Annotated in this window: 19 protein-coding genes; 9 read left to right on the top strand and 10 right to left on the bottom strand. The window is 73.6% G+C overall.

Annotation, left to right across the window (positions count from 1 at the left end):
- The first annotated feature begins 8 nt into the window (after positions 1-8).
- The gene (locus ACIPXM_RS32785; RefSeq protein ID WP_401663070.1) at positions 9-1,046 is read left to right on the top strand and encodes a dihydrodipicolinate synthase family protein; all 1,038 of its coding nucleotides are present in this window, start codon (positions 9-11) and stop codon (positions 1,044-1,046) included.
- Positions 1,047-1,116: 70 nt separating this feature from the next.
- Here ACIPXM_RS32785 and ACIPXM_RS32780 read toward each other — a convergent pair whose 3' ends face one another.
- On the bottom strand, positions 1,117-2,373 hold the full coding sequence (locus ACIPXM_RS32780) for an MFS transporter (RefSeq protein WP_401663068.1): 1,257 nt from the start codon (positions 2,371-2,373) through the stop codon (positions 1,117-1,119).
- A 262-nt stretch (positions 2,374-2,635) separates the two neighbouring features.
- On the opposite strand from ACIPXM_RS32780, the gene ACIPXM_RS32775 reads away from it, so the two are divergent.
- Both ACIPXM_RS32775 and ACIPXM_RS32770 read left to right on the top strand, forming a co-directional pair.
- Positions 2,636-3,583 carry a LysR family transcriptional regulator gene (locus ACIPXM_RS32775; RefSeq protein WP_401663066.1) on the top strand — a complete coding sequence of 316 codons (948 nt, stop codon included), beginning with the start codon at positions 2,636-2,638 and terminating at the stop codon, positions 3,581-3,583.
- A gap of 357 nt (positions 3,584-3,940) precedes the next feature.
- Positions 3,941-5,158: a Cmx/CmrA family chloramphenicol efflux MFS transporter gene (locus ACIPXM_RS32770; protein ID WP_401663064.1), complete on the top strand. Its 1,218-nt coding sequence runs from the start codon at positions 3,941-3,943 to the stop codon at positions 5,156-5,158.
- On the opposite strand, the gene ACIPXM_RS32765 is transcribed toward ACIPXM_RS32770, so the two are convergent.
- Both ACIPXM_RS32765 and ACIPXM_RS32760 read right to left on the bottom strand, forming a co-directional pair.
- A complete protein-coding gene (locus ACIPXM_RS32765) occupies positions 5,055-6,428 on the bottom strand; it encodes an AMP-binding protein (RefSeq protein ID WP_401663062.1) in 1,374 nt (457 codons plus the stop codon). The genes ACIPXM_RS32770 and ACIPXM_RS32765 overlap by 104 nt on opposite strands.
- Positions 6,429-6,611: 183 nt before the next feature.
- Positions 6,612-6,992, bottom strand: coding sequence for a YrdB family protein (locus tag ACIPXM_RS32760; protein WP_401663060.1), 381 nt, complete (start codon positions 6,990-6,992; stop codon positions 6,612-6,614).
- Between the two features lie 281 nt (positions 6,993-7,273).
- Between ACIPXM_RS32760 and ACIPXM_RS32755 the strand changes: the two genes are divergently transcribed.
- A complete protein-coding gene (locus ACIPXM_RS32755) occupies positions 7,274-9,139 on the top strand; it encodes a S8 family peptidase (RefSeq protein WP_401663058.1) in 1,866 nt (621 codons plus the stop codon).
- Positions 9,140-9,257: 118 nt separating this feature from the next.
- Here the strand turns inward: ACIPXM_RS32755 and ACIPXM_RS32750 are convergent, their stop codons facing one another.
- The 3 genes from ACIPXM_RS32750 to ACIPXM_RS32740 all read right to left on the bottom strand — a co-directional run bounded on the left by ACIPXM_RS32750 (position 9,258) and on the right by ACIPXM_RS32740 (position 10,731).
- Complete coding sequence (locus ACIPXM_RS32750) at positions 9,258-9,620, bottom strand: hypothetical protein (protein ID WP_401663056.1); 363 nt, start codon at positions 9,618-9,620, stop codon at positions 9,258-9,260.
- Positions 9,621-9,703: 83 nt separating this feature from the next.
- The gene (locus ACIPXM_RS32745) at positions 9,704-10,276 is read right to left on the bottom strand and encodes an HAAS signaling domain-containing protein (protein WP_401663054.1); all 573 of its coding nucleotides are present in this window, start codon (positions 10,274-10,276) and stop codon (positions 9,704-9,706) included.
- Positions 10,273-10,731 carry a PadR family transcriptional regulator gene (locus ACIPXM_RS32740; protein ID WP_401663052.1) on the bottom strand — a complete coding sequence of 153 codons (459 nt, stop codon included), beginning with the start codon at positions 10,729-10,731 and terminating at the stop codon, positions 10,273-10,275. The genes ACIPXM_RS32745 and ACIPXM_RS32740 overlap by 4 nt, the downstream gene beginning before the upstream one ends.
- Before the next feature lie 73 nt (positions 10,732-10,804).
- Here ACIPXM_RS32740 and ACIPXM_RS32735 point away from each other — a divergent pair, with 73 nt between their 5' ends.
- Both ACIPXM_RS32735 and ACIPXM_RS32730 read left to right on the top strand, forming a co-directional pair.
- Positions 10,805-11,254, top strand: a complete 450-nt coding sequence (locus ACIPXM_RS32735) for an Imm10 family immunity protein (protein WP_401663050.1) — start codon at positions 10,805-10,807, stop codon at positions 11,252-11,254.
- A gap of 614 nt (positions 11,255-11,868) precedes the next feature.
- Complete coding sequence (locus ACIPXM_RS32730) at positions 11,869-12,213, top strand: hypothetical protein (protein WP_401663048.1); 345 nt, start codon at positions 11,869-11,871, stop codon at positions 12,211-12,213.
- A gap of 271 nt (positions 12,214-12,484) precedes the next feature.
- On the opposite strand, the gene ACIPXM_RS32725 is transcribed toward ACIPXM_RS32730, so the two are convergent.
- The 3 genes from ACIPXM_RS32725 to ACIPXM_RS32715 all read right to left on the bottom strand — a co-directional run bounded on the left by ACIPXM_RS32725 (position 12,485) and on the right by ACIPXM_RS32715 (position 14,734).
- On the bottom strand, positions 12,485-12,685 hold the full coding sequence (locus ACIPXM_RS32725; protein ID WP_401663132.1) for a ferredoxin: 201 nt from the start codon (positions 12,683-12,685) through the stop codon (positions 12,485-12,487).
- A gap of 161 nt (positions 12,686-12,846) precedes the next feature.
- The gene (locus tag ACIPXM_RS32720; RefSeq protein WP_401663046.1) at positions 12,847-14,037 is read right to left on the bottom strand and encodes a cytochrome P450; all 1,191 of its coding nucleotides are present in this window, start codon (positions 14,035-14,037) and stop codon (positions 12,847-12,849) included.
- 217 nt (positions 14,038-14,254) lie between these two features.
- Positions 14,255-14,734 carry an iron chaperone gene (locus ACIPXM_RS32715; RefSeq protein ID WP_401663044.1) on the bottom strand — a complete coding sequence of 160 codons (480 nt, stop codon included), beginning with the start codon at positions 14,732-14,734 and terminating at the stop codon, positions 14,255-14,257.
- Between the two features lie 236 nt (positions 14,735-14,970).
- Here ACIPXM_RS32715 and ACIPXM_RS32710 point away from each other — a divergent pair, with 236 nt between their 5' ends.
- Positions 14,971-15,168, top strand: coding sequence for a hypothetical protein (locus tag ACIPXM_RS32710; RefSeq protein ID WP_401663042.1), 198 nt, complete (start codon positions 14,971-14,973; stop codon positions 15,166-15,168).
- Between the two features lie 61 nt (positions 15,169-15,229).
- Here the strand turns inward: ACIPXM_RS32710 and ACIPXM_RS32705 are convergent, their stop codons facing one another.
- The gene (locus ACIPXM_RS32705) at positions 15,230-15,823 is read right to left on the bottom strand and encodes a class I SAM-dependent methyltransferase (RefSeq protein ID WP_401663040.1); all 594 of its coding nucleotides are present in this window, start codon (positions 15,821-15,823) and stop codon (positions 15,230-15,232) included.
- A 424-nt stretch (positions 15,824-16,247) separates the two neighbouring features.
- Here ACIPXM_RS32705 and ACIPXM_RS32700 point away from each other — a divergent pair, with 424 nt between their 5' ends.
- Both ACIPXM_RS32700 and ACIPXM_RS32695 read left to right on the top strand, forming a co-directional pair.
- Complete coding sequence (locus tag ACIPXM_RS32700; protein ID WP_401663038.1) at positions 16,248-17,327, top strand: chitinase; 1,080 nt, start codon at positions 16,248-16,250, stop codon at positions 17,325-17,327.
- A gap of 278 nt (positions 17,328-17,605) precedes the next feature.
- Entirely contained in the window at positions 17,606-18,229 is a 624-nt protein-coding gene (locus ACIPXM_RS32695; protein ID WP_401663036.1) for a ClpP family protease, read from the top strand.
- Positions 18,230-18,235 lie beyond the last annotated feature (6 nt).

Raw genomic sequence — 18,235 nt, 5'->3', positions numbered from 1 at the left:
CTCGACGCATGGCACACAACGCACCAAGCGCACCGACCGCACCGACCGCACAGACCACGTCCGCCTCGGGCGCCTCGTACTCCCCGCAGGGCATCTTCGTCCCGCTCGTCACCCCCTTCGGCCTCGACGGCCGCCCCGACCTCGACGCCCTGGCCGGCCTCGCCCACGCCGCCCTCGACGGCGGCGCGAGCGGTGTCGTCGCGCTCGGTACGACCGGGGAGAGCGGCGCCCTCGAACCTGACGAGCGGACCGCCGTCGTCGACACCTGTGCCCAGGTGTGCCGCGAGCGGCGGGCCGCGCTGATCGTCGGCGCGGGCGGCGGCGCCACCGCGGCCGCCGCCCGGGACCTCGCCGAGCTGAGCCGATGGCCGGAGGTGACGGCGGCGCTCGTGACCGTGCCCGCGTTCGTACGCCCGTCGCTCGACGGGGTCGTCGCGCACTTCGCCCGGCTCGCCGAGGTCAGCCCGGTGCCGCTGGTCGTCTACCACATCCCGTACCGCACCGGCCGTTCGCTCGACGCGCCGACCCTGCGCGCGCTCGGCGCGCTGCCCGGCGTCGCGGGCGTCAAGCACGCGGCGGGCGGCATCGACCAGGACACCGTGGCCCTGCTGGGCGACCTGCCGGACGGCTTCGCCGTGCTCGCCGGGGACGACGTGTTCGCCTCGGCACTGCTCGGGCTCGGCGCGGCGGGCGGCATCCTCGCGTCCGCGCACGTCGCGACGGACCGGTTCGTCGCCCTCGCCGCCGCCTGGCAGGCGGGCGACGTACCCCGCGCCCGGGACCTCGGCCACCGGCTCGCCCGGCTCTCCACGGCCCTCTTCGCCGAGCCCAACCCGGCCGTCGTCAAGGGAGTGCTGCACGCCCAGGGCCGTATCCCGACCGCCGACGTACGGCTGCCGATGCTCCCGGCGTCCGAGGAGTCGGTGGCGGCGGCACTGCGCGTGCTCGCCGAGGTCGAGGCCGCGACCGCGACCGGAGCCGGAGCCGGAGCGGCGGCGGAGGCCGGAGCGACGAACGGGGCCGGAGCGGAACTCGCGGCGGTCTGACCGGGACCGGGACCGGGACCGACCCGGCCGGTGCGGCGGTGTGGCGGGCGGCCCCGGGATGCCCCGGCGGTCAGTCCGCCGCCGCGCCGCTGCGCTCCGCCCGCCGGGCGTTCGGCTCCGCCGCCTGCTCCGCCCCCTGTCCGGCCGCCGCCACGGTGGCGCGCCGGGGCAGCAGCAGCGGGGTCGCGAGCAGCGCCACCCCGATCACGGCGAGCCCGCCCCGCACCCCCACCACTCCGGCGAGCAGCCCGCACCCCGCCGTGAGCAGCGCCATCACGGCCCGGCGGCTGACCGCCCAGGCGGACAGCGTCCGCGCCACCAGGTGCCGGGGCGTGCGTTCAAGACGGAGCGTGGCGAACAGGGGGTTGAACACGGCCGAGCAGAAGATCAGCCCGAACTCGACCGCCATCACGGCCACCAGGCCCGTCGTCCCGGGTCCGACCACCGCGAGCCCCACCGGGAACACCGTCCGCAGCGCCCCCGCCGCCACCAGCACCCGGTGCCGGCCGAGGCGCGCGGCGAGCGGCCGGGCGAGCCGGGCGCCGACCAGACCGCCCACACACGGCAGGGCGAAGGCAAGACCGTACTGCCAGGTCGGATAGCCGAGCCGCTGGAGCAGCAGCACGGCGAGCAGCGGCTCGGTGGCCAGGATCAGACTGTTCACCAGGATGGTGTGCCAGAACAACGGCCGCAGCACCGGGTCGCCCAGGATGTGCCGCCAGCCTTCGACCAGTTCGCGGCGGCGGGCCCGCCGCGCCCCGTCCCGGCCGCCCGCCGGTGCCTTCGGCCGGGGCTCGGGAGGCGGCTCGGGGGCGCGGATCGCCCGCAGCCCGAGCGCCGAAAGCAGATAGCTGACGGCGTCCACGACGACCGTGACCACCGGACCGAGCAGCCCGACGAGCACACCGCCCAGCGGCGGCCCGGCGAGCGTCGCCGTCCAGCTCGTCGACTCCAGGCGTCCGTTGGCGATCAGCAGCTCGTCGGGCCCGAGCAGCGACTTCAGGTACGCGCCGGACGCGGCGTCGAACCCGATCCCGGCCGCCGCGACCGCCACCGACACCACCATGAGCTGCGCGAACCCGAGCAGCCCCAGCGCGTACGCCGCCGGGACCGAGAGCAGTGCCGCGCACCGCAGCAGATCCATGGCCACCATCACCGGCCGCTTCCGCCGGAACTCCACCCACGGCCCCAGCGGCACCGCCAGGACCGCGCCCACGGCGGCGCCGACCGAGGCGAGCGCGGCCACCTGCGCGGGCCCGGCGTGCAGTTCGCGGATCGCGAGCAGCGGCAGCGCGTTGAAGGCCAGCCACGACCCGAACGCGCTCACCCCGTACGCGGCCCAGAGCCACCCGAAACTCCGCCCGAGACCACCCCCGGGGCCCCGCCCACGCGCTCGCCCGTGGCCCCCCGCGCCGTCCGCCACCCGCACCACCGTGCCCTGCCCGTCCTCGCCGGTACCCGCCGATCGCCCACCGACCGTTGCCGCCCCGCATCCAAACGACCCGAAGGCCCCCAGGTCAAACAACCGGGGGAGAGGTCCGCGACAACCAGCGGTTGTCGACACTCCCGGCCCCGCTAGGGTCGTGGGCATGGATCTCGACGCCGTCCGCACCTTTGTCGCCGTCGCCGGAACCGGCCGCTTCCACCAAGCAGCCGACGAACTCGGCATCACCCAGCAGGCCGTCTCCAAACGGATCGCCGCCCTGGAGAAGGACCTCGGGGTCCAGCTCCTCACCCGCACCCCGCGCGGCGCCCGGCCGACCATCGACGGCCAGGCGTTCCTGCCGCACGCCCGCGCCCTGCTGCGCGCCGAGGAGCGGGCCGTCGCCTCGGTACGGCCCGGGCGGCGCGCCCTGCGCGTCGACGTCATCGGCTCCCGGCTGGCCCCGTCCACCCTGCTGCGCGCCTTCCACCGCGCCCACCCCGGCACCGACCTGGACGTCGTCCACCTCTTCGACGCGGCCCAGGCCGTCGCCGCGTTGCACTCCGGCACCATCGACGCCACCTTCCGCGCCGCGCCCGCCCCGGGCACCCGGCTCCCCGACGGGATCCGGGCCGTCCGCGTCCACGACGAGCCCCACCAGCTCCTCGTCGGACCGCGCCACGCCCTCGCCGGGGCCACCGAGGTCACCCCGTACGAGCTGATCGGGCACCGGATCTGGATCCCCGGCATCGTCCCCGGCACCGAATGGGGCGCCTACTACGACGACCTCGCCGCCGCCTTCGGGCTCACCATCGAGTCCACCGGCCCCAACTTCGGCATCGAGGACCTGCTCGACGTCGTCGCCGACACCCCGAAGCTCGCCAGCCTGGTCGGCGCCGGCACCCGCCTGGTCTGGCCCGACGGCCACGGCCTGCGGCGCATCCCGGTCGTCGGCCCCACCCCGGTCTACCCGCACGCGCTGCTCTGGCGCGACGACAACCCCCACCCGGCACTGACCGCGCTGCGCGAGCATCTGCTCCGTACCCTGGCCGACGCGGAGGTGGCCGACCCGGCCGGGAGTGGGGCGGTCTGGGCCCCGGAGTGGGCCGTCTGAGGCCGCGCGGCGCTGCCGGGTCCGGAAAAACCGGGTGCGGGACGGGCGGGCGGCGCCGTACCGTCGGGCGGGTGACGAGCCCCGAGTCGGAGAGAGCCGAGCCACCGGTCACCCGGTGGCGCGCCCAGGACTGAGCCGGACCCCGAGCCGGACCCCTTCGCGGGCCCCCGGCCGAATCGGCCTGCCTGCCCTCCGCCCCGCGTGACCGGACCGGTGATCCGGATCCGCCAGCCCGGCCTGGGCCGCCCCGCCTGAGCGAGCGACGGCCCATGCCGGCACGTCACGACCGTCGTGCGCGTGCCGTCGGCGGCGTGCGGATCTCCCCGTCCGTGTCCCACTCGACGCCGGAGCCCGTCCTTGCCCGTCTTCCTCCATGTCCTGGCCCTCGCCGTCTTCGCCCAGGGCACCTCCGAGTTCATGCTGTCCGGGCTCGTCCCGGACCTCGCCCACGACCTGCACGTCTCCACGGCCGCCGCCGCGGGCCTGACCTCCGCCTACGCCGTCGGAATGATCGTCGGCGCCCCGCTGATGGCCGTCGTCGGCGCCCGCTGGCCACGCCGCCCCGCCCTCGCCGGGTTCCTGGCCGTCTTCGTGCTCGCGCACGTCGTCGGCGCCCTGACCGCCGACTTCGGGATCCTCATCGGCACCCGGGCTGTCGCCGCGATCGCCAACGCGGGCTTCCTCGCCGTCGCCCTGCCGTACGGCGTCTCCCTCGTGCCGGCCGAGCGGCGCGCGCGGGCCACCGCCGTGCTGCTGTCCGGCGTCACCCTGGCCTGCGTGGTCGGCGTCCCGGCGGGCGCCCTGCTCGGCGAAGCGCACGGCTGGCGCTCGGCGTTCTGGGCCGTCGCCGTGCTGTGCGTGCCCGCCCTCGCCCTCGTCGGCACGGCCCCGGCCGCCGGGGCGAAGGCTACACCGCCCGCCGCGCCGCTGCGCGAACTGCGGGTGCTGCGGTCCCGCCCGCTCCGCACGGCCCTGACGCTCGCCGTCCTCGTCAACGGCGCGACCTTCGGCAGCTTCGCGTTCCTCGCCGTCGTGGCCACCGACGTCACCGGACTGCCGCCCGGCGCGGTCCCCGGGCTGCTCGCCGCGTTCGGCCTGGGCGCCTTCCTCGGCGTCACCGTCGCCGGACGGACGACGGTACGGCTGCTGCCCGCACTCGGGGCTCTGACCGTCGGCTGGGCGCTGCTCGCGGGGCTCGCCACCCATCCCGTACCGCTGTTCCTGCTGTCGTTCCTCCAGGGCGCGCTGTCGTTCCTGCTCGGCACCGCCCTGGTCGGCCGGGTGCTCGGGCACGCGGCCGAAGCACCGTCCCTCGCGGGCGCGTTCGCGACGACGGCCCTCAACGTCGGCGCGTTCGCGGGCCCGTTGCTCGCGGCGGCCGTCACCGGCGCGACCGGAGATCCCGGCGCAGCCGCCCGTACCAGCGCCGCCCTCGCCGCCCTTGCCCTGGTCCTGGCGGTCGGCGCCCGGCTCACGCGCCGCCCGGCGCCTCGGCGACCCGACCCGTCAGCTCCAGCGAGCCCGTCGGCGTACGACGGACCAGCAGCCCGGTCCGCAGACGGCCGTCGGGAGTGAAGGCGCGGGCGTCGGCGTCGGGGGAGCGGTAGAAGCCGCGCGGGGTGTACGGGCCGCGGGCGAGCAGCTCGCCCGGCTCACCGTCCGGCACCTCGGCGCCCTCGGCGTCGACCACCCGGAGCTCGTCGTCGGCGGAGAGCGCGGTGAGCGGCCCGCCCGGCTCGCCGTCCGCCGCACCGGGCGGGGTGAGCAGGACCGGCCCCGTCGCCGGGGCGAGCACCCGCCGGACCCGCCTGGCCGCCCCCACCGGTCCGGCGGTCCCAGGACCGCCGGGGCTGCCGGGGCTGCCGGGGCTGCCGGGGCCGAGGCCGCCCACCACCTGCACCCACCGCACACCGCCCGCGAGCAGCGGGGCCACGTCGGCATCCCGCTCCACCGCCGCGACGGTCACTCCTTCTCGTGCCGCCAACTCGGCGTACTCCGAAGGTTCCTGATGTTCCGTCAGGACCACGGTTCCGCCCGCCGCGAGCGTGCCGATGACGCCGGGGGAGGCGAGGCCGGACGCCGAACCGACCGGCAGCGCGGCGAGGTACACGTCGTCCTCGGTCAGCGCCACCGCCTCGGCGGCGGTGAGAGCCTGCCCCACGAGGTCGTTGTGAGTACGGGGCACGAGGCGCGGCCCGCCAACGCGCTGCGTCTCCGCGTCGGCGACGAGCAGCAGCGCGGGCTGCCCCGCGGCGAGGACCAGCGCGGGCACCGGCGGGGCGTCGACCGAGTGCAGCGGGAAGTAGTGACAGCCGACGGTGTCCGTGGTGAGGCCGCCGTACGGGGACGACTCGCCCGGCCGGTCGAGGGTGAACACCCGGCGCAGGAAGGGCGATCCGGCCGCGATCTCCGCCGCCATCGAGCCGTGGTCGAAGCCGTCGTGCGAGGTCGGACCGACATAGCCGACGGCCTCGGCGCCCCGCACCAGCCGGGCCACCTCGTCCGTGCGGTACGCGGGCGGGCACAGCACCGGGAGCGCACCGGCCCGGACCAGGGCGAAGACGGTGACGACCAGCTCGGGCACGTTCGGCAGCTGCACGACGACCCGGGCCCGGGGTCCGACCCCGCGCAGCCGGAACCCGGCGGCCGCCCGGTCCACCCGCCGGTTCAGCGCCGCGTACGTCAGCCGGGTGTCGCCGTGCACGAGCGCGGTCCTCGGCCCGTACCGCACCGCACGGTCCCGGAGCACCTGGTCGAGCGAGAAGCCGTGCCAGTGCCCGGACAGCCAGTAGCGGTCGACGAACTCCTCGGGCCAGGGCGTCCACCCGTCGAGCAGGGAAGTCATGCGCGTCCTCCGGTCCACCGGCGTCCGCCCGGACCGGCGCCGTTCACATCGGACGATCCAAACCGCGGGCCGCGCGGCCCCGCAATGCGATGACCCGACCAGGGTGGCCGGTTCTCCTCGGCGGAAGCTCCAACGCACACCCCTGACCAGCGGGTTCGGCCACCCGCGCGCCTGCCCGGTGGATCAGCCCGCCCGGCCCGCCGCCGCCCTGGCCGCTCCCCGCCGGTCCACCGTCACCAGGACCGTGTTGACGAGAAGGACCGCGCCGAACGTCACCGCGTCGCCGCGCTGCCCGAGCGCGAGCAGCGCCGCCACGGCGGACCCGAACACCAGCGCCTTCACCAGCAGGACGGCGGGCAGCGGGACCGCGAAACGCGCCCGGGGCGCGGCGAACAGGCCCCACAGCACCGCCGCCGCGCCGGGCGTGGCGACGGCGGCGAGCAGCCGTACCGCGGTGTGGTCGGACGTCCGCCAGCCCCACCAGGCGAGGGCGGCCAGGGCCGCGAGTTCCAGGAGGAACGCGAGCCCTTCATTGATCACTCTCAGCGGAGCGGGAAGCCTCATGGAGCCCATTTTGCGCCATGCGCCGAGCCGGTGGCCGAGACGTCTTCCCAGGTCCGGGCGGTCCCGCCGACGGACCGCCCGCTCCCGGGACGCCGGATTGTCACAACAGGTCGCGTTCGTGACCGACTTGGCGTTCCGTCAGATCAACAATGGGTAACGGAAAGGGATATGGCGAGCAGAATCCTTCCCTCCGCTCCCGGCGCCCTGGGATCTTGCGTCCACCCCACACATCACAGGGCCCGGCCGGTGCCACCCGCGCCTCCGGGCCATCGGAGGACGCAATGTTTTCCCACATATCGAGTCGGCTGAGACTCCCGGTCGCGGTCGCCGCCGTCGTCGGCGCCACCGTCGCCATCGCCGCCCCCGCCCAGGCCACCGCGCAGGCCCCGAACGGCATCGAGCCGCACGGCACCGCGCACATACGGTCCGAGGCCGCGAGCAAGCCCCCGATCAAGGCCCCGGCCGCGCCGCGCGCCCAGGCCACGGGCACGGAGCAGACCGCCGCCTGGGCGGCCGGCACCCGCGCGTACCTGGTCATCACCACGCCCGGTGACACCACCGCCGTACGCTCGGCCGTCACCGCCAACGGCGGCACCGTCTTCGCCACCTACGACGCCATCGGCGTCGTGGTCGCCCACTCCACCTCCGCCACGTTCGCCGCCACCCTGCGCGGCGTCTCCGGCGTCCAGCAGGTGGGCGCGACCCGCACCTCCGACGTCCCCGCCGACGCGTACAACCCGGCGCTCCCCGCCAACCCCAGCCAGTCGGCGACGACCCTCACCGAGTCGAACCGCTGGGACATGACGCAGATCAAGGCCGAGCAGGCATGGGCCGTCAACACCGGCTCCGCCGCCGTCAAGGTCGGCGTCCTCGACACCGGCGTCGACGACCAGCACCAGGACATCGCGCCCAACTTCGACGCGGCCGACTCCGTCTCCTGCGCCTACGGCAAGGCCGACACCCGCGCGGGCGCCTGGCGCGACGTCGACACCCACGGCACGCACGTCGCCGGGACGATCGCCGCCGCCAAGAACGGCAAGGGCGTGGTCGGCGTGGCCCCCGGAGTGAAGCTCGCCTCCGTGCGCATCGCCGAACCCACCAGCACCCTGTTCTTCGCCGAGAACACCGTCTGCGGCTTCATGTGGGCCGGTGACCACGGCTTCAAGGTCACCAACAACAGCTACTACACCGACCCGTGGCAGTTCAACTGCCCCGACAACGTCGACCAGGCCGCCATCATCGAGGGCGTCCGGCGCGCCCAGGCGTACGCCGAGTCCAAGGGCTCGCTGCAGGTCGCCGCGGCCGGCAACTCGAACTACGACCTGGCCAACAAGACCACCGACAGCGAGAGCCCCAACGACTCGACGCCGGTGACCCGCACGATCACCAACGCCTGCATCGACATCCCGACCGAGCTGCCGGGCGTCGTCACCGTCTCCGCGCAGGCCAGCGGCGGCGCGAAGGCGTCGTACTCGAACTTCGGCAACGGCGTCATCGACGTCACCGCCCCCGGCGGCGACGGTGCCACCGGCGTCTACTCGACGCTGCCCGGCGGCAAATACGGCTCCAAGAGCGGTACGTCGATGGCCTCCCCGCACGTCACCGGCGTCGCCGCGCTGATCGCCAGCGCCAACCCGACGTACACCCCGGCCGACATCCGCGCCGCGCTCGCCACCCAGGCCACCGACAAGGCGTGCCCGTCCGACAGCCGCTGCACCGGCACCGCCACGAAGAACGGCTTCTTCGGCGAGGGCCAGGTCGACGCGCTGAAGGCGGTCAGCGGCACCACCCAGCCGCCCACCGGCCCGTACTTCGAGAACCTCACGGACGTGGCCATCCCGGACAACACCACCGTCGAGAGCCCGATCACCGTCACCGGTGTCACCGGCAACGCCCCGGCGACCCTCAAGGTCGGCGTCGACATCAAGCACACCTACCGCGGCGACCTGGTGCTCTCCCTGGTCGCGCCCGACGGCACCGTGTACCCGCTGGAGGACTTCACCAACAGCGACAGCGCCGACGACGTCCTGAAGACCTACACGGTCAACGCCTCGAGCGAGGTCGCCAACGGCACCTGGAAGCTCCGCGCCCAGGACATCGCGGCCTCGGACACCGGCCGCATCGACGCCTGGAACCTCACCTTCTAGGCGAAACTTTCCTGGCGAAACCTGCTCGACGCGAAACCTGCTCGACCGAACGCACCGGAGCCCCCGGGAGGACTTCCTCCCGGGGGCTCCGGCGTGTGGTTCGTGACGACCGTCCGTCCTAGAGGTCCGTCAGCTCGTCCGGGTAGATCTGCGACAGCGGCTGCGGACCGATGTACTGCTGGCAGTTGCACTGCCCCGGCTCGTACCGCACCGGCTTCTTGTTCTCGTCCCAGGCCACCGGCACCTCCACCCGCTCGTGGCACCGGCCCTGCTTGTCGTGCTTGGCCAGGTGGTGCGTGCACCCGCAGACCGGCTCCGGGGACTTCCCGGCCGCGTCGAGCGCGATCCGCTCCTGCTTGGCCGCCTCCAGGACCTCCATCTTGCGCTCGTGGCGATGCCGCAGAGCCGTCCGGATGTTGTCGGCGGCCCAGGCGAAGCCACCCGTCCAGAACAGGATGAGGATCACCCAGATCCAGTTCATCCGTCCCTCCCTTTCCCCCGTCGGTCACCCGTTGGTGTCCGGGAAGAAGGATAGGCGGGTGGGGCGGGTCAGGTCAGGTCGGCTCACACGGACGCGCGCGGCGCGCGCAGCCGGGACATCAGCATCAGCGCGCCGCAGCCCGGGACGACGAGGGCGAAGGCCATGGCGAGGAGCAGCTCGATCACGCCGATCCGGCCGGCCGAGAGCACGAGGCCGCCGATGAGCACCGCGACGGGCACGGCGAGCGAGGTGACGGTCGCGATGGTCTTGTCGCGCTGCTCCCAGTGCGGCGCGGACCAGAGCAGCACCAGACCGGCGATCAGCGCCACGGCGCCGAGCAGCGGGTTCATCAGGAACAGCAGCCCGCCGAAGCCGAGCAGCACCGCCGTGAGCCGGGCCTTCCCCTTGCTCACCGGGGCCACGGTGGCCGCCGCCGGGTAGGGCTCCTCGGCGAGCGCGGAGGCGGCGACGGTACGGGGCTCGCCCAGCTCGGCGAGCACCTCGCGCAGCCGCGCCTCGGTGTCGGCGCCGCTCACCTCGATGTGCTCGCGGAGGTCGGCGAGCAGCTCGGCGCGCCGGTCGGCGGGGAGCCCGGCCGTCTCGCGGGCGACGGCGTCGAGGTAGGCGGAGACGACGGGGTGGTCGATGGCGTTCATGCGGGTTCCCCCTGGGATCCGTGCTGGGATGCGGTGTCGGAGACGGCGTCGGCCGTCGTGGCGGATGGGGCCGGTGGGGCGGTCGGCCCCGGTACGGACGGCGGGACGCCGACGAAGTGGTCCACGGCGTCCCGGAACAACGGCCAGGCCCGGGTGAACTCGCCGAGCGCCGCCCGGCCCACCGGCGTCAGCGTGTAGTAGCGACGCGGCGGCCCGCTCGGCGACTCCCGCAGCTCGGTGTCGACGTACCCCTCGCGGCGCAGCCGGGACAGCAGCGGATAGATCGTGCCCTGGCTGGTGGTCATGACGCTGACCGCCGACAGCTCGGCGAGCAGCTCCACGCCGTACCGGGGACCGTCCCTGAGCAGCGCGAGCACGCAGTGCTCCAGGACGCCCTTGCGGAGCTGGCTGGGGACTCTGCCCCCGAGCTCGTTCATTGCTTCACCAGGAACCATGCAATGCAAGATAGCCCGCCATCGTGATCACGACAAGGCTGGCCGGCCGTGACGGGTCTGATAGAACACCTGTGTGACCTACAGGTTTATCGCGAGCGTCGCCTACGGGTGGCACGAAGAGCTTCCACCGGGCGTCCACGTCCCGACCGCCGGAGTCGCGGAGTCGGGGGACGAGGAGGGCTTCGCCCTCCAGTTCCAGGGCGGCTTCGGGGAGCCGGACGACCAGGACGTCCGCCTCGGCATGGACTCTTACTGCGTCGTCACCCCCGACCAGAGCACCGCGTACGGATGTGTGCGCAGGGTGGAGCTGGAAGGGAACGTCCTGCGGATCACCTTCGACCCCGCCGATGTGGACGAACTGGGCCTGGACGAGCTGGGGCTGGACGGGCTGTGCCCGGACGAGCCGGTGGTCGAGGCGGTCCTGCGGGCGCCGGCCGACGATGTGGCCCGCATGCGGGAGGCGCTCACGCGCATCCTCGCCTACGGCCGGGCGGATGCCCGTCCGGTCTTCATCACCTGCTGAATCGGCGTACGCCCGCGATGCGAAGAGCCCGCCGTCGTGGGCGTCTTCGCGTCGCCCGGCCGTTCCGGCGGGCCCACGCCGACGGAGTCCGGGCGGAGTTCAGGCCAACAGGAGGCGACGGGAGGGACTCCTGTGGCGCGATGTTCGAGGCCCCCGCCGACCAGGGCCGCGCGCGTCGCGAGGGTCGCGCTCGTGCGGCGAGGGGTGGCGGCTTCCGCTTCCGATTGGGCCGGGCGCACGCTTCGGCAGCAGTTCGGCCTGGCGTGCCGGTGTGACATGTCCATGTGTCTGGCCAGCCGTTGACGCGTGCGGCGTTGTTCCCGCCGATCGGCTGACGGGAAAGGCCGCCCCGCGAATATCGCTCTTCCAGTTTCCCGGGCGTTTTCCCTGAAAGGTTCGAAGCGGTCGGCCTTCGTGGGGCGAAGAACCGGTGCCCGGCGAAGCGCCGGTGCGATGGTTGGCCATCGGCCAAGTTGTGCGACCTCGATCACAAATTCCTTTGTCGCGGATACGGTTCAACCCGTTCCACCTCACCACCCCGTCAGCGGCACGCCACACAATTCGGCGCGCCGCGGCGCTGGCTCGTGTCAGTGACGATTCAACAGGAGGAAATGATGAGGAAGCGCATGGCGGCGGTCGTCGCCGCGTCCGCGATCGCGGCCACCGTGTTCGTCGCCCCCACCGCGTCCGCGAGCACCTCGGGCGCGAGCGGCTGCTGGAGCTCGAACGTCAGCCGCAGCGAGGGCCACGGCTGGGCCCAGGTCTGTGACTCGTACTACGCCAGCGGGTGGGTCCAGGACGACAAGGCCGACGGTCGCTGCCCCTGGATCCGGTTCAACACGAGCAGCGGATACTCCGCCGGCAGCCCGCGGGTCGGTCCGAAGGGCGCCAAGAAGGACTTCAGCCTGCAGACCAGCTCGCCGATCACGAGCTTCGAGATCATGTACGACAACTGCTGATCTCTGAACTTCCGGGCGGCCCCGCCATGAGCTGGTGACCGGCGCGCATTCCGGTCACCAGCTTTCAGCTCCCCGGGCGGAGTTGCCGTATCGGACGCGTATCGAAAATGTACCGAGCGCCGATTCAGAAACCCCGACGGAAATACGTCAGAACCATCGGCGCATTAACGCCGTGCGCGCGAAGCTGATTTCCCGCCGCCGAGCCCCGAGCCGACTTTTCCACCGCTCTCCGGCCCAAGGATTCACACCTTACGGACCCGGCGGGCCCCCGCTACTCCTCCTGCTCGACGCTCTGCTCCACGGTGATCGCCTGTACGGGGCAGGCCCGCGCCGCCTCGCGGATCAGCGGACCGCCGCCCGCCGCCCGGCCCGGCAGCACCGTGCCGAAGCCGTCGTCGTTCTGGGTGAAGACCTCGGGGGAGACCAGGGCGCACTGCCCGGCGCCGATGCAGACGTCCGTGTCGATGGTGATGAGCGTCGGCCGGACCCCCTCCGGTGCCGGAGTCGATGCCGATGCCGGTGTCGGTGCCGCCCCTGTCGCGTCCGCCGCTTCTCTCACGTCTGCGCTCTCCCTCGCTGCTGCCGTCGCCGCGGTCTCTGCCATGTCCGTAGTCTCCACAGTCTCCCTCCGCCTCACCAGGTGACGGGGAGTTCGAGCATTCCCTGGATCGTGTCGCCCGGCTTGAACGGGATGTCCTCGACGGGCGCCGCGAGCGCCAGCCCCGGCAGGCGGCGCAGCAGTGTGCCGAGCGCGATCTCCAGCTCCGTACGGGCGAGGTTCTGCCCCAGGCACTGGTGGATGCCGTAGCCGAACGCCAGGTGGTGGCGCGGCGAGCGGTCCCAGTCCAGGCTGTCGGGCTCGCTGTAGGCGCTGGTGTCGCGGTTGATGAGGGAGGTCGAGAAGACGACCCCGTCACCCGCGCGGATGACCTCGTCGCCGACCGGCACGTCCTCGCGGGCGACCCGCAGCATCCCGTCCGCGATCGACAGGAAGCGCAGCAACTCCTCCACGGCGGTGGGCAGCAGCGCCGGATCGGCCCGCAGCTGCGCCAGTCGCTCCGGGTGCCGCAGCAGCGTGTAGGTGCCCAGCGAGATCATGTTGGCGGTGGTCTCGTGCCCCGCGACGAGCAGGATCGTCGCGAGCTGCACCAGCTCGTAGCGGTCGGGCGTGCCGTCCTGGCGCTGGCGCTCGACCAGGTCGTCGATCACCCCGTCGCCCGGGCTGTGCCGCTTGCGGTCGATCAGATCGCCGAGGTAGCCCTCGAGCTGGTTGATCGCGTCCTCGGTGTCGGCGCTGGTCGGCCCGCGCAGCAGCCGCCGCGACTGCTCCTCGAAGAAGTCGTGGTCCTCGTACGGCACGCCGAGCAGGTCGCAGATCACGATCGACGGCACCGGCAGCGCGAAGTCGCCCACCAGCTCGGACGGCGGTCCCGCCGCCTCCATCGCGTCGATGAGCCGGTCCACGGTGGCCTGGATGCGCGGCCGCAGGTGCTCGGTCCGCCGCACCGTGAAGCTCGGGATGAGCAGCCGACGCTGGGCGTTGTGCTCAGGGTCGTCCCGGCCGAGCAGCGCGGCGCGCCGGCGGCGCCGTACCGCCGCGGCCCGTTCCGTCGGGATCGGGAAGTCCGGCTGGGTGGAGTCGGTGGACAGGCGCTGGTCGGCGAGGAGGGCGCGGGCGGCCTGGTGGCCGGTGACCAGCCAGACCTCCCGGCCGTCCCAGAGGGTGACGCGGGAGAGCGGACGCTCCTCGCGCAGCGGGTCGTAGCCGGTGGGCGGGTGGTAGGGGCAGGTGCGGTTCTGGGGGAACGCCACGACGTCGGTCATGGGAGGACCTCGCAGTCGGTGATCGTCGGCCGGATTTCCGGCGATGGATGCACGGTCCACTACATGCCTCAGGCATCTATCTGGGCTACGCGTAGTTCGGCCAAATCACCGGAACGGGTAGGCGTGACCTGTGTCCGTCCGGGAGTGTGCGGGTGAACCCCAGGCGCACCGGGGGTCACCCGCACACCGTCGGACGTGCCCGGCGCAGGGGTGCGCCTCAGGCGGCGGCCGTCTTGACCAGGAGCGCGATCCGGGCCTCGGCCTCGGCGTTCAGGCCCGTCAGCGCGAACTCCGTCGCCCACATCACACCGTCGTCGAGCGCGGCCACGTCGCCGAAGCCGAGGGTGGAGTAGCGCGCCTTGAACTTCGACGCGGGCTTGAAGAAGCACAGCACCTTGCCGTCCTTCGCGTACGCGGGCATCCCGTACCAGAGCCGGGGCGCGAGCTCGGGCGCGCTGCCGGTCACGAGGGCGTGCACCCGCTCGGCGAGCGCCCGGTCCTCGTCCGGCAGCTCCGCGATCTTCGCCAGGACCTCGGCCGCCGCCTCGGCGGCCTTCTCCGCGCGTGAACCGGCCCGGGCGGCCGCCCGCACCTCCTTGGCGCGCGCCTTCATCGCGCCGCGCTCCTCTTCGGTGAAGCCCTCGGCCGCGGCGTCGGACGACGTGCTGGTGCGGGTCGTCTTCGTGGTCTGCGTCATGGCTGATTCGCTCCCTCTGCGCCCGTCCGGGCGATTCTCTTCTCGGGCTTCGCTTGGCTGGTTCCCATGCTAGGAAGCGGCGGCCCGCCGGGGCTTCTCCGAAACTGACCGACCGGAGGAACCCGCGCCCGCCGCGACCCGACCCGAGCCTGCCCGATCCCAGGAACCGACCAAGCGGTCCGATTTAGGTCGATTCATATAGTTTCGCGACCCACCTCATGATCGTTGGAGCGGATATGAAGCAGCTCGGACGGCGTCGTTGGTTCTGGTCACCCATCACCTCGTGGCAGGCGAAGAGGCTTTCCCGTACCACCGGCGTGGACTTCGACGAGGCGTGGACCCGGATCCGCCTCACCACCCACCCCGAGGAGTCGCACTTCGCCCTCGCCCGCGACCTGCTCCAGCGGGTGCTCCTGCTGCGCCGGGGCGACTGAGCCGGGACGCGCCGCCCACCGCCCGTCGCGTGCCGTACGGCCGACCGGGCGGCGGGCGGGCTCAGTCCGGCCGTACCGCCGTCCCGAGGATATGGGTGGCGGCCGGGGACGGGACGCGGGTCTCGGGGAAGGCGAACGTGTCGACCGAGCGCAACGTGAAACCGGCGACGATCGCCGACCGGGTGTCCCGGCCGGTGTGGCAGCCGCCCGTGAGCAGCGGCCAGAAGGTCGCGGCGACCACGCGCTGCACCCGCCGCATCCCCGTCGAACCTGCCCGCACATGTTCCAGGAAGCGCAACTGCCCGCCGGGGCGCAGCACCCGGCGGAGCTCGGCGAGGGCCCGGTGCGGATCCGTCACCGAGCAGAGCGTGAGGCAGACGACGGCCGCGTCGTACGAGGCGTCCGCCGCGAGCGCCAGGTCCTCGGCGACCCCCGGCGTCACCTCCACCGGCACCGGGGCCGTACGGGCCGCCGCCTCGGCAGCCGCGCGCAGCCGGGGCTCCGGCTCGACCGCGAGGACCCGGCGCACCCCGGCCGGATAGTGCCGGAAGTTCAGCCCGTTGCCCGCCCCGATCTCGATCACGTCGCCGGTCAGCCCGGTGAGCAGCCGCTCGCGGTGCTCGGCGATCCCGGCCCGGTCGAGCGCGGGCCCCACGGCCCTGGCGTAGAAGCGTGCGAACAGCGGACGCCCCCGCCGGGCCGCGCCCGCCCCGGACGGGCCACCGCCCACCGGCCCCGCCCGCCCCACCTGCCCCGGTCCGCCGGTTCCACCCGTTCGGCCCGGTCCGCTCACGCTGTCCGTCCCGTCACCCGCACCGCCCATGGGGCACCCTCCTCCGCTCCGCCGTCCTTCGCCCGGTCACCCTAGGGAACCCGGCGGGCACCCCTCGGCACCGACGCGGCCGTCACCCGCCCCACGGGACCGGCCGCCCGAGGGCGCGTCAACACCGGCGTCCGTCCCAACGGTTGACGCTTGGTCTGGACCAATCTACGGTCGGGGGACTGCTCGTCATGCACCGTGCCAGCACCGTCCCAGCACCGCGTCACGCCCCGGACCCCCCACGTCCCAAGGAGCACGCATGCCAGGCCACCGGATCGTCCACGCCCTCGGCGCGGGCCTCGCCACCCTCCTCGCCGCCGTCACCGTCCTCACCGCCCCGGCCGCCGCCGCCCCCGCCCCGAAGGGCGAGACCGCGGCGGCCGACACCTGCGCCCTCAAGCCCCGCCCCACCGGCAAGGTCCTCCAGGGCTACTGGGAGAACTGGGACGGCTCCGCCAACGGCGTCCACCCGCCGTTCGGCTGGGCCCCCATCGACGACGCCCGCTTCGCCGCCCACGGCTACAACGTCATCAACGCCGCCTTCCCGGTGATCCGTTCGGACGGCACCGTGCTGTGGGAGGACGGCATGGACGCCACCGTGAAGGTGTCGACCCCCGCCGAGATGTGCCGCGCCAAGGCCGCCGGCGCCACCGTCCTGATGTCCATCGGCGGCGCCGCCGCGGGCATCGACCTCAACTCCCGTGCCGTCGCCGACCGTTTCATCGCCACCATCGTGCCGATCCTGAAGACCTACAACTTCGACGGCATCGACATCGACATCGAGACCGGCCTCGTCGGCAGCGGCAGCATCGGCACCCTCTCCGCCTCGCAGGCCAACCTCGTCTACATCATCGACGGCGTGCTGTCCCGGATGCCCGCGGGCTTCGGCCTGACCATGGCCCCGGAGACCGCCTACGTCACCGGCGGCAGCGTCGCCTACGGCTCCATCTGGGGCGCCTACCTGCCCATCGTGAAGAAGTACGCCGACAACGGCCGCCTGTGGTGGCTCAACATGCAGTACTACAACGGCAGCATGTACGGCTGCTCCGGTGACTCCTACTCGGCGGGCACCGTCGCCGGGTTCGTCGCCCAGACCGACTGCCTCAACCGCGGCCTGGTCGTGCAGGGCACCACCATCAAGGTGCCGTACGACAAGCAGGTCCCCGGCCTCCCGGCCCAACCGGGCGCGGGCGGCGGCTACATGAGCACCTCCCTGGTCTCCCAGGCGTGGAACCACTACGGCGGCGCCCTCAAGGGCCTGATGACCTGGTCCGCCAACTGGGACGGCTCGAAGAACTGGACCTTCGGCAACAACGTCAAGGCCCTGCAAGGCCGTTGACGCAAGCGGTCCTCGTACGGCGAGACCGTGGCGACGGGCGCCACGCGCACCACGCGCACGACACGCGCCACGCGGGGCCCGGGGGCGGGCGCAGGGACCACCCCCGGGCCCCGCGCCGTCGCAGGACCCGCCCGCCCCGCCCCGTACCGCCGGATGCTCCGAACGGTTACACACGGTGAGGCGCGGCGCCCGGCCGGGAAGGGCTTCCCCTGTCAGCTCCCGGCCCCGGCGGCCATCTCCCCGGCGCCCCGGGGGCCGGCCGTCAGGGAAGGAGCCGCATGACCGAAGACGCCGAGGAACCGGCCGCCCACCCGGGCGGGGGCGGGGACCCGGGCGCGGACCCGGAACACTGCCACGACCCCGTCCTTGACCGGCTGCTGCGGCACGGCATCCTGCGCATCGCCACCCCGATCACCGCCGAGACCGCCGACCGGGTCACCGCCGAACTGCTGCTCCTCGCCGCCGAGAGCGACCGGCCCGCCACCCTCTACATCAACTCGCCGGGCGGCTCGGTGCCCGCCGGGCTCGCGATCTACGACGTCATACGGCACATCCCGAACGAGGTCGTCACCATCGGCCTCGGCTACTGCGCCTCGATGGCCCAGTTCCTGCTCTCCGCGGGCAGCCCCGGCAAGCGCTACGCGCTGCCCAGCGCCCGCATGATGCTCCACCTGCCCGCCTTCGCGCAGCCGCCCACCGGCTCCGCCGAAGGCGCCAGCCACGAGGAGCTGCGGCACAGCAGGGACCGGATCGCGGCGCTCCTCGCCGACTTCACCCACCGCGAAGTCGCCGACGTCGTACGGGACTTCGCTGACGACCGCTGGCTCACCCCGGCCGAGGCCCTGGCGTACGGGCTGATCGACCGGGTCCTCGACCCGGCCCCCGGCCCGCCCGCGCCATGACGCCGG

This window comes from Streptomyces sp. NPDC090025 (assembly GCF_044748125.1).
Taxonomy (GTDB): Bacteria; Actinomycetota; Actinomycetes; order Streptomycetales; family Streptomycetaceae; genus Streptomyces.
This window is presented reverse-complemented; position numbering and strand designations above follow the sequence as displayed.

What these genes read in the sequence shown, in the direction of transcription:
- ACIPXM_RS32785 (WP_401663070.1), top strand. Translation starts at nt 9, where the DNA reads ATGGCACACAACGCACCAAGCGCACCGACCGCACCGACCGCACAGACC.
- ACIPXM_RS32775 (WP_401663066.1), top strand. Translation starts at nt 2,636, where the DNA reads ATGGATCTCGACGCCGTCCGCACCTTTGTCGCCGTCGCCGGAACCGGC.
- ACIPXM_RS32765 (WP_401663062.1), bottom strand. Translation starts at nt 6,428, where the DNA reads ATGACTTCCCTGCTCGACGGGTGGACGCCCTGGCCCGAGGAGTTCGTC.
- ACIPXM_RS32760 (WP_401663060.1), bottom strand. Translation starts at nt 6,992, where the DNA reads ATGAGGCTTCCCGCTCCGCTGAGAGTGATCAATGAAGGGCTCGCGTTC.
- ACIPXM_RS32755 (WP_401663058.1), top strand. Translation starts at nt 7,274, where the DNA reads ATGTTTTCCCACATATCGAGTCGGCTGAGACTCCCGGTCGCGGTCGCC.
- ACIPXM_RS32750 (WP_401663056.1), bottom strand. Translation starts at nt 9,620, where the DNA reads ATGAACTGGATCTGGGTGATCCTCATCCTGTTCTGGACGGGTGGCTTC.
- ACIPXM_RS32745 (WP_401663054.1), bottom strand. Translation starts at nt 10,276, where the DNA reads ATGAACGCCATCGACCACCCCGTCGTCTCCGCCTACCTCGACGCCGTC.
- ACIPXM_RS32740 (WP_401663052.1), bottom strand. Translation starts at nt 10,731, where the DNA reads ATGGTTCCTGGTGAAGCAATGAACGAGCTCGGGGGCAGAGTCCCCAGC.
- ACIPXM_RS32730 (WP_401663048.1), top strand. Translation starts at nt 11,869, where the DNA reads ATGAGGAAGCGCATGGCGGCGGTCGTCGCCGCGTCCGCGATCGCGGCC.
- ACIPXM_RS32720 (WP_401663046.1), bottom strand. Translation starts at nt 14,037, where the DNA reads ATGACCGACGTCGTGGCGTTCCCCCAGAACCGCACCTGCCCCTACCAC.
- ACIPXM_RS32715 (WP_401663044.1), bottom strand. Translation starts at nt 14,734, where the DNA reads ATGACGCAGACCACGAAGACGACCCGCACCAGCACGTCGTCCGACGCC.
- ACIPXM_RS32710 (WP_401663042.1), top strand. Translation starts at nt 14,971, where the DNA reads ATGAAGCAGCTCGGACGGCGTCGTTGGTTCTGGTCACCCATCACCTCG.
- ACIPXM_RS32700 (WP_401663038.1), top strand. Translation starts at nt 16,248, where the DNA reads ATGCCAGGCCACCGGATCGTCCACGCCCTCGGCGCGGGCCTCGCCACC.
- ACIPXM_RS32695 (WP_401663036.1), top strand. Translation starts at nt 17,606, where the DNA reads ATGACCGAAGACGCCGAGGAACCGGCCGCCCACCCGGGCGGGGGCGGG.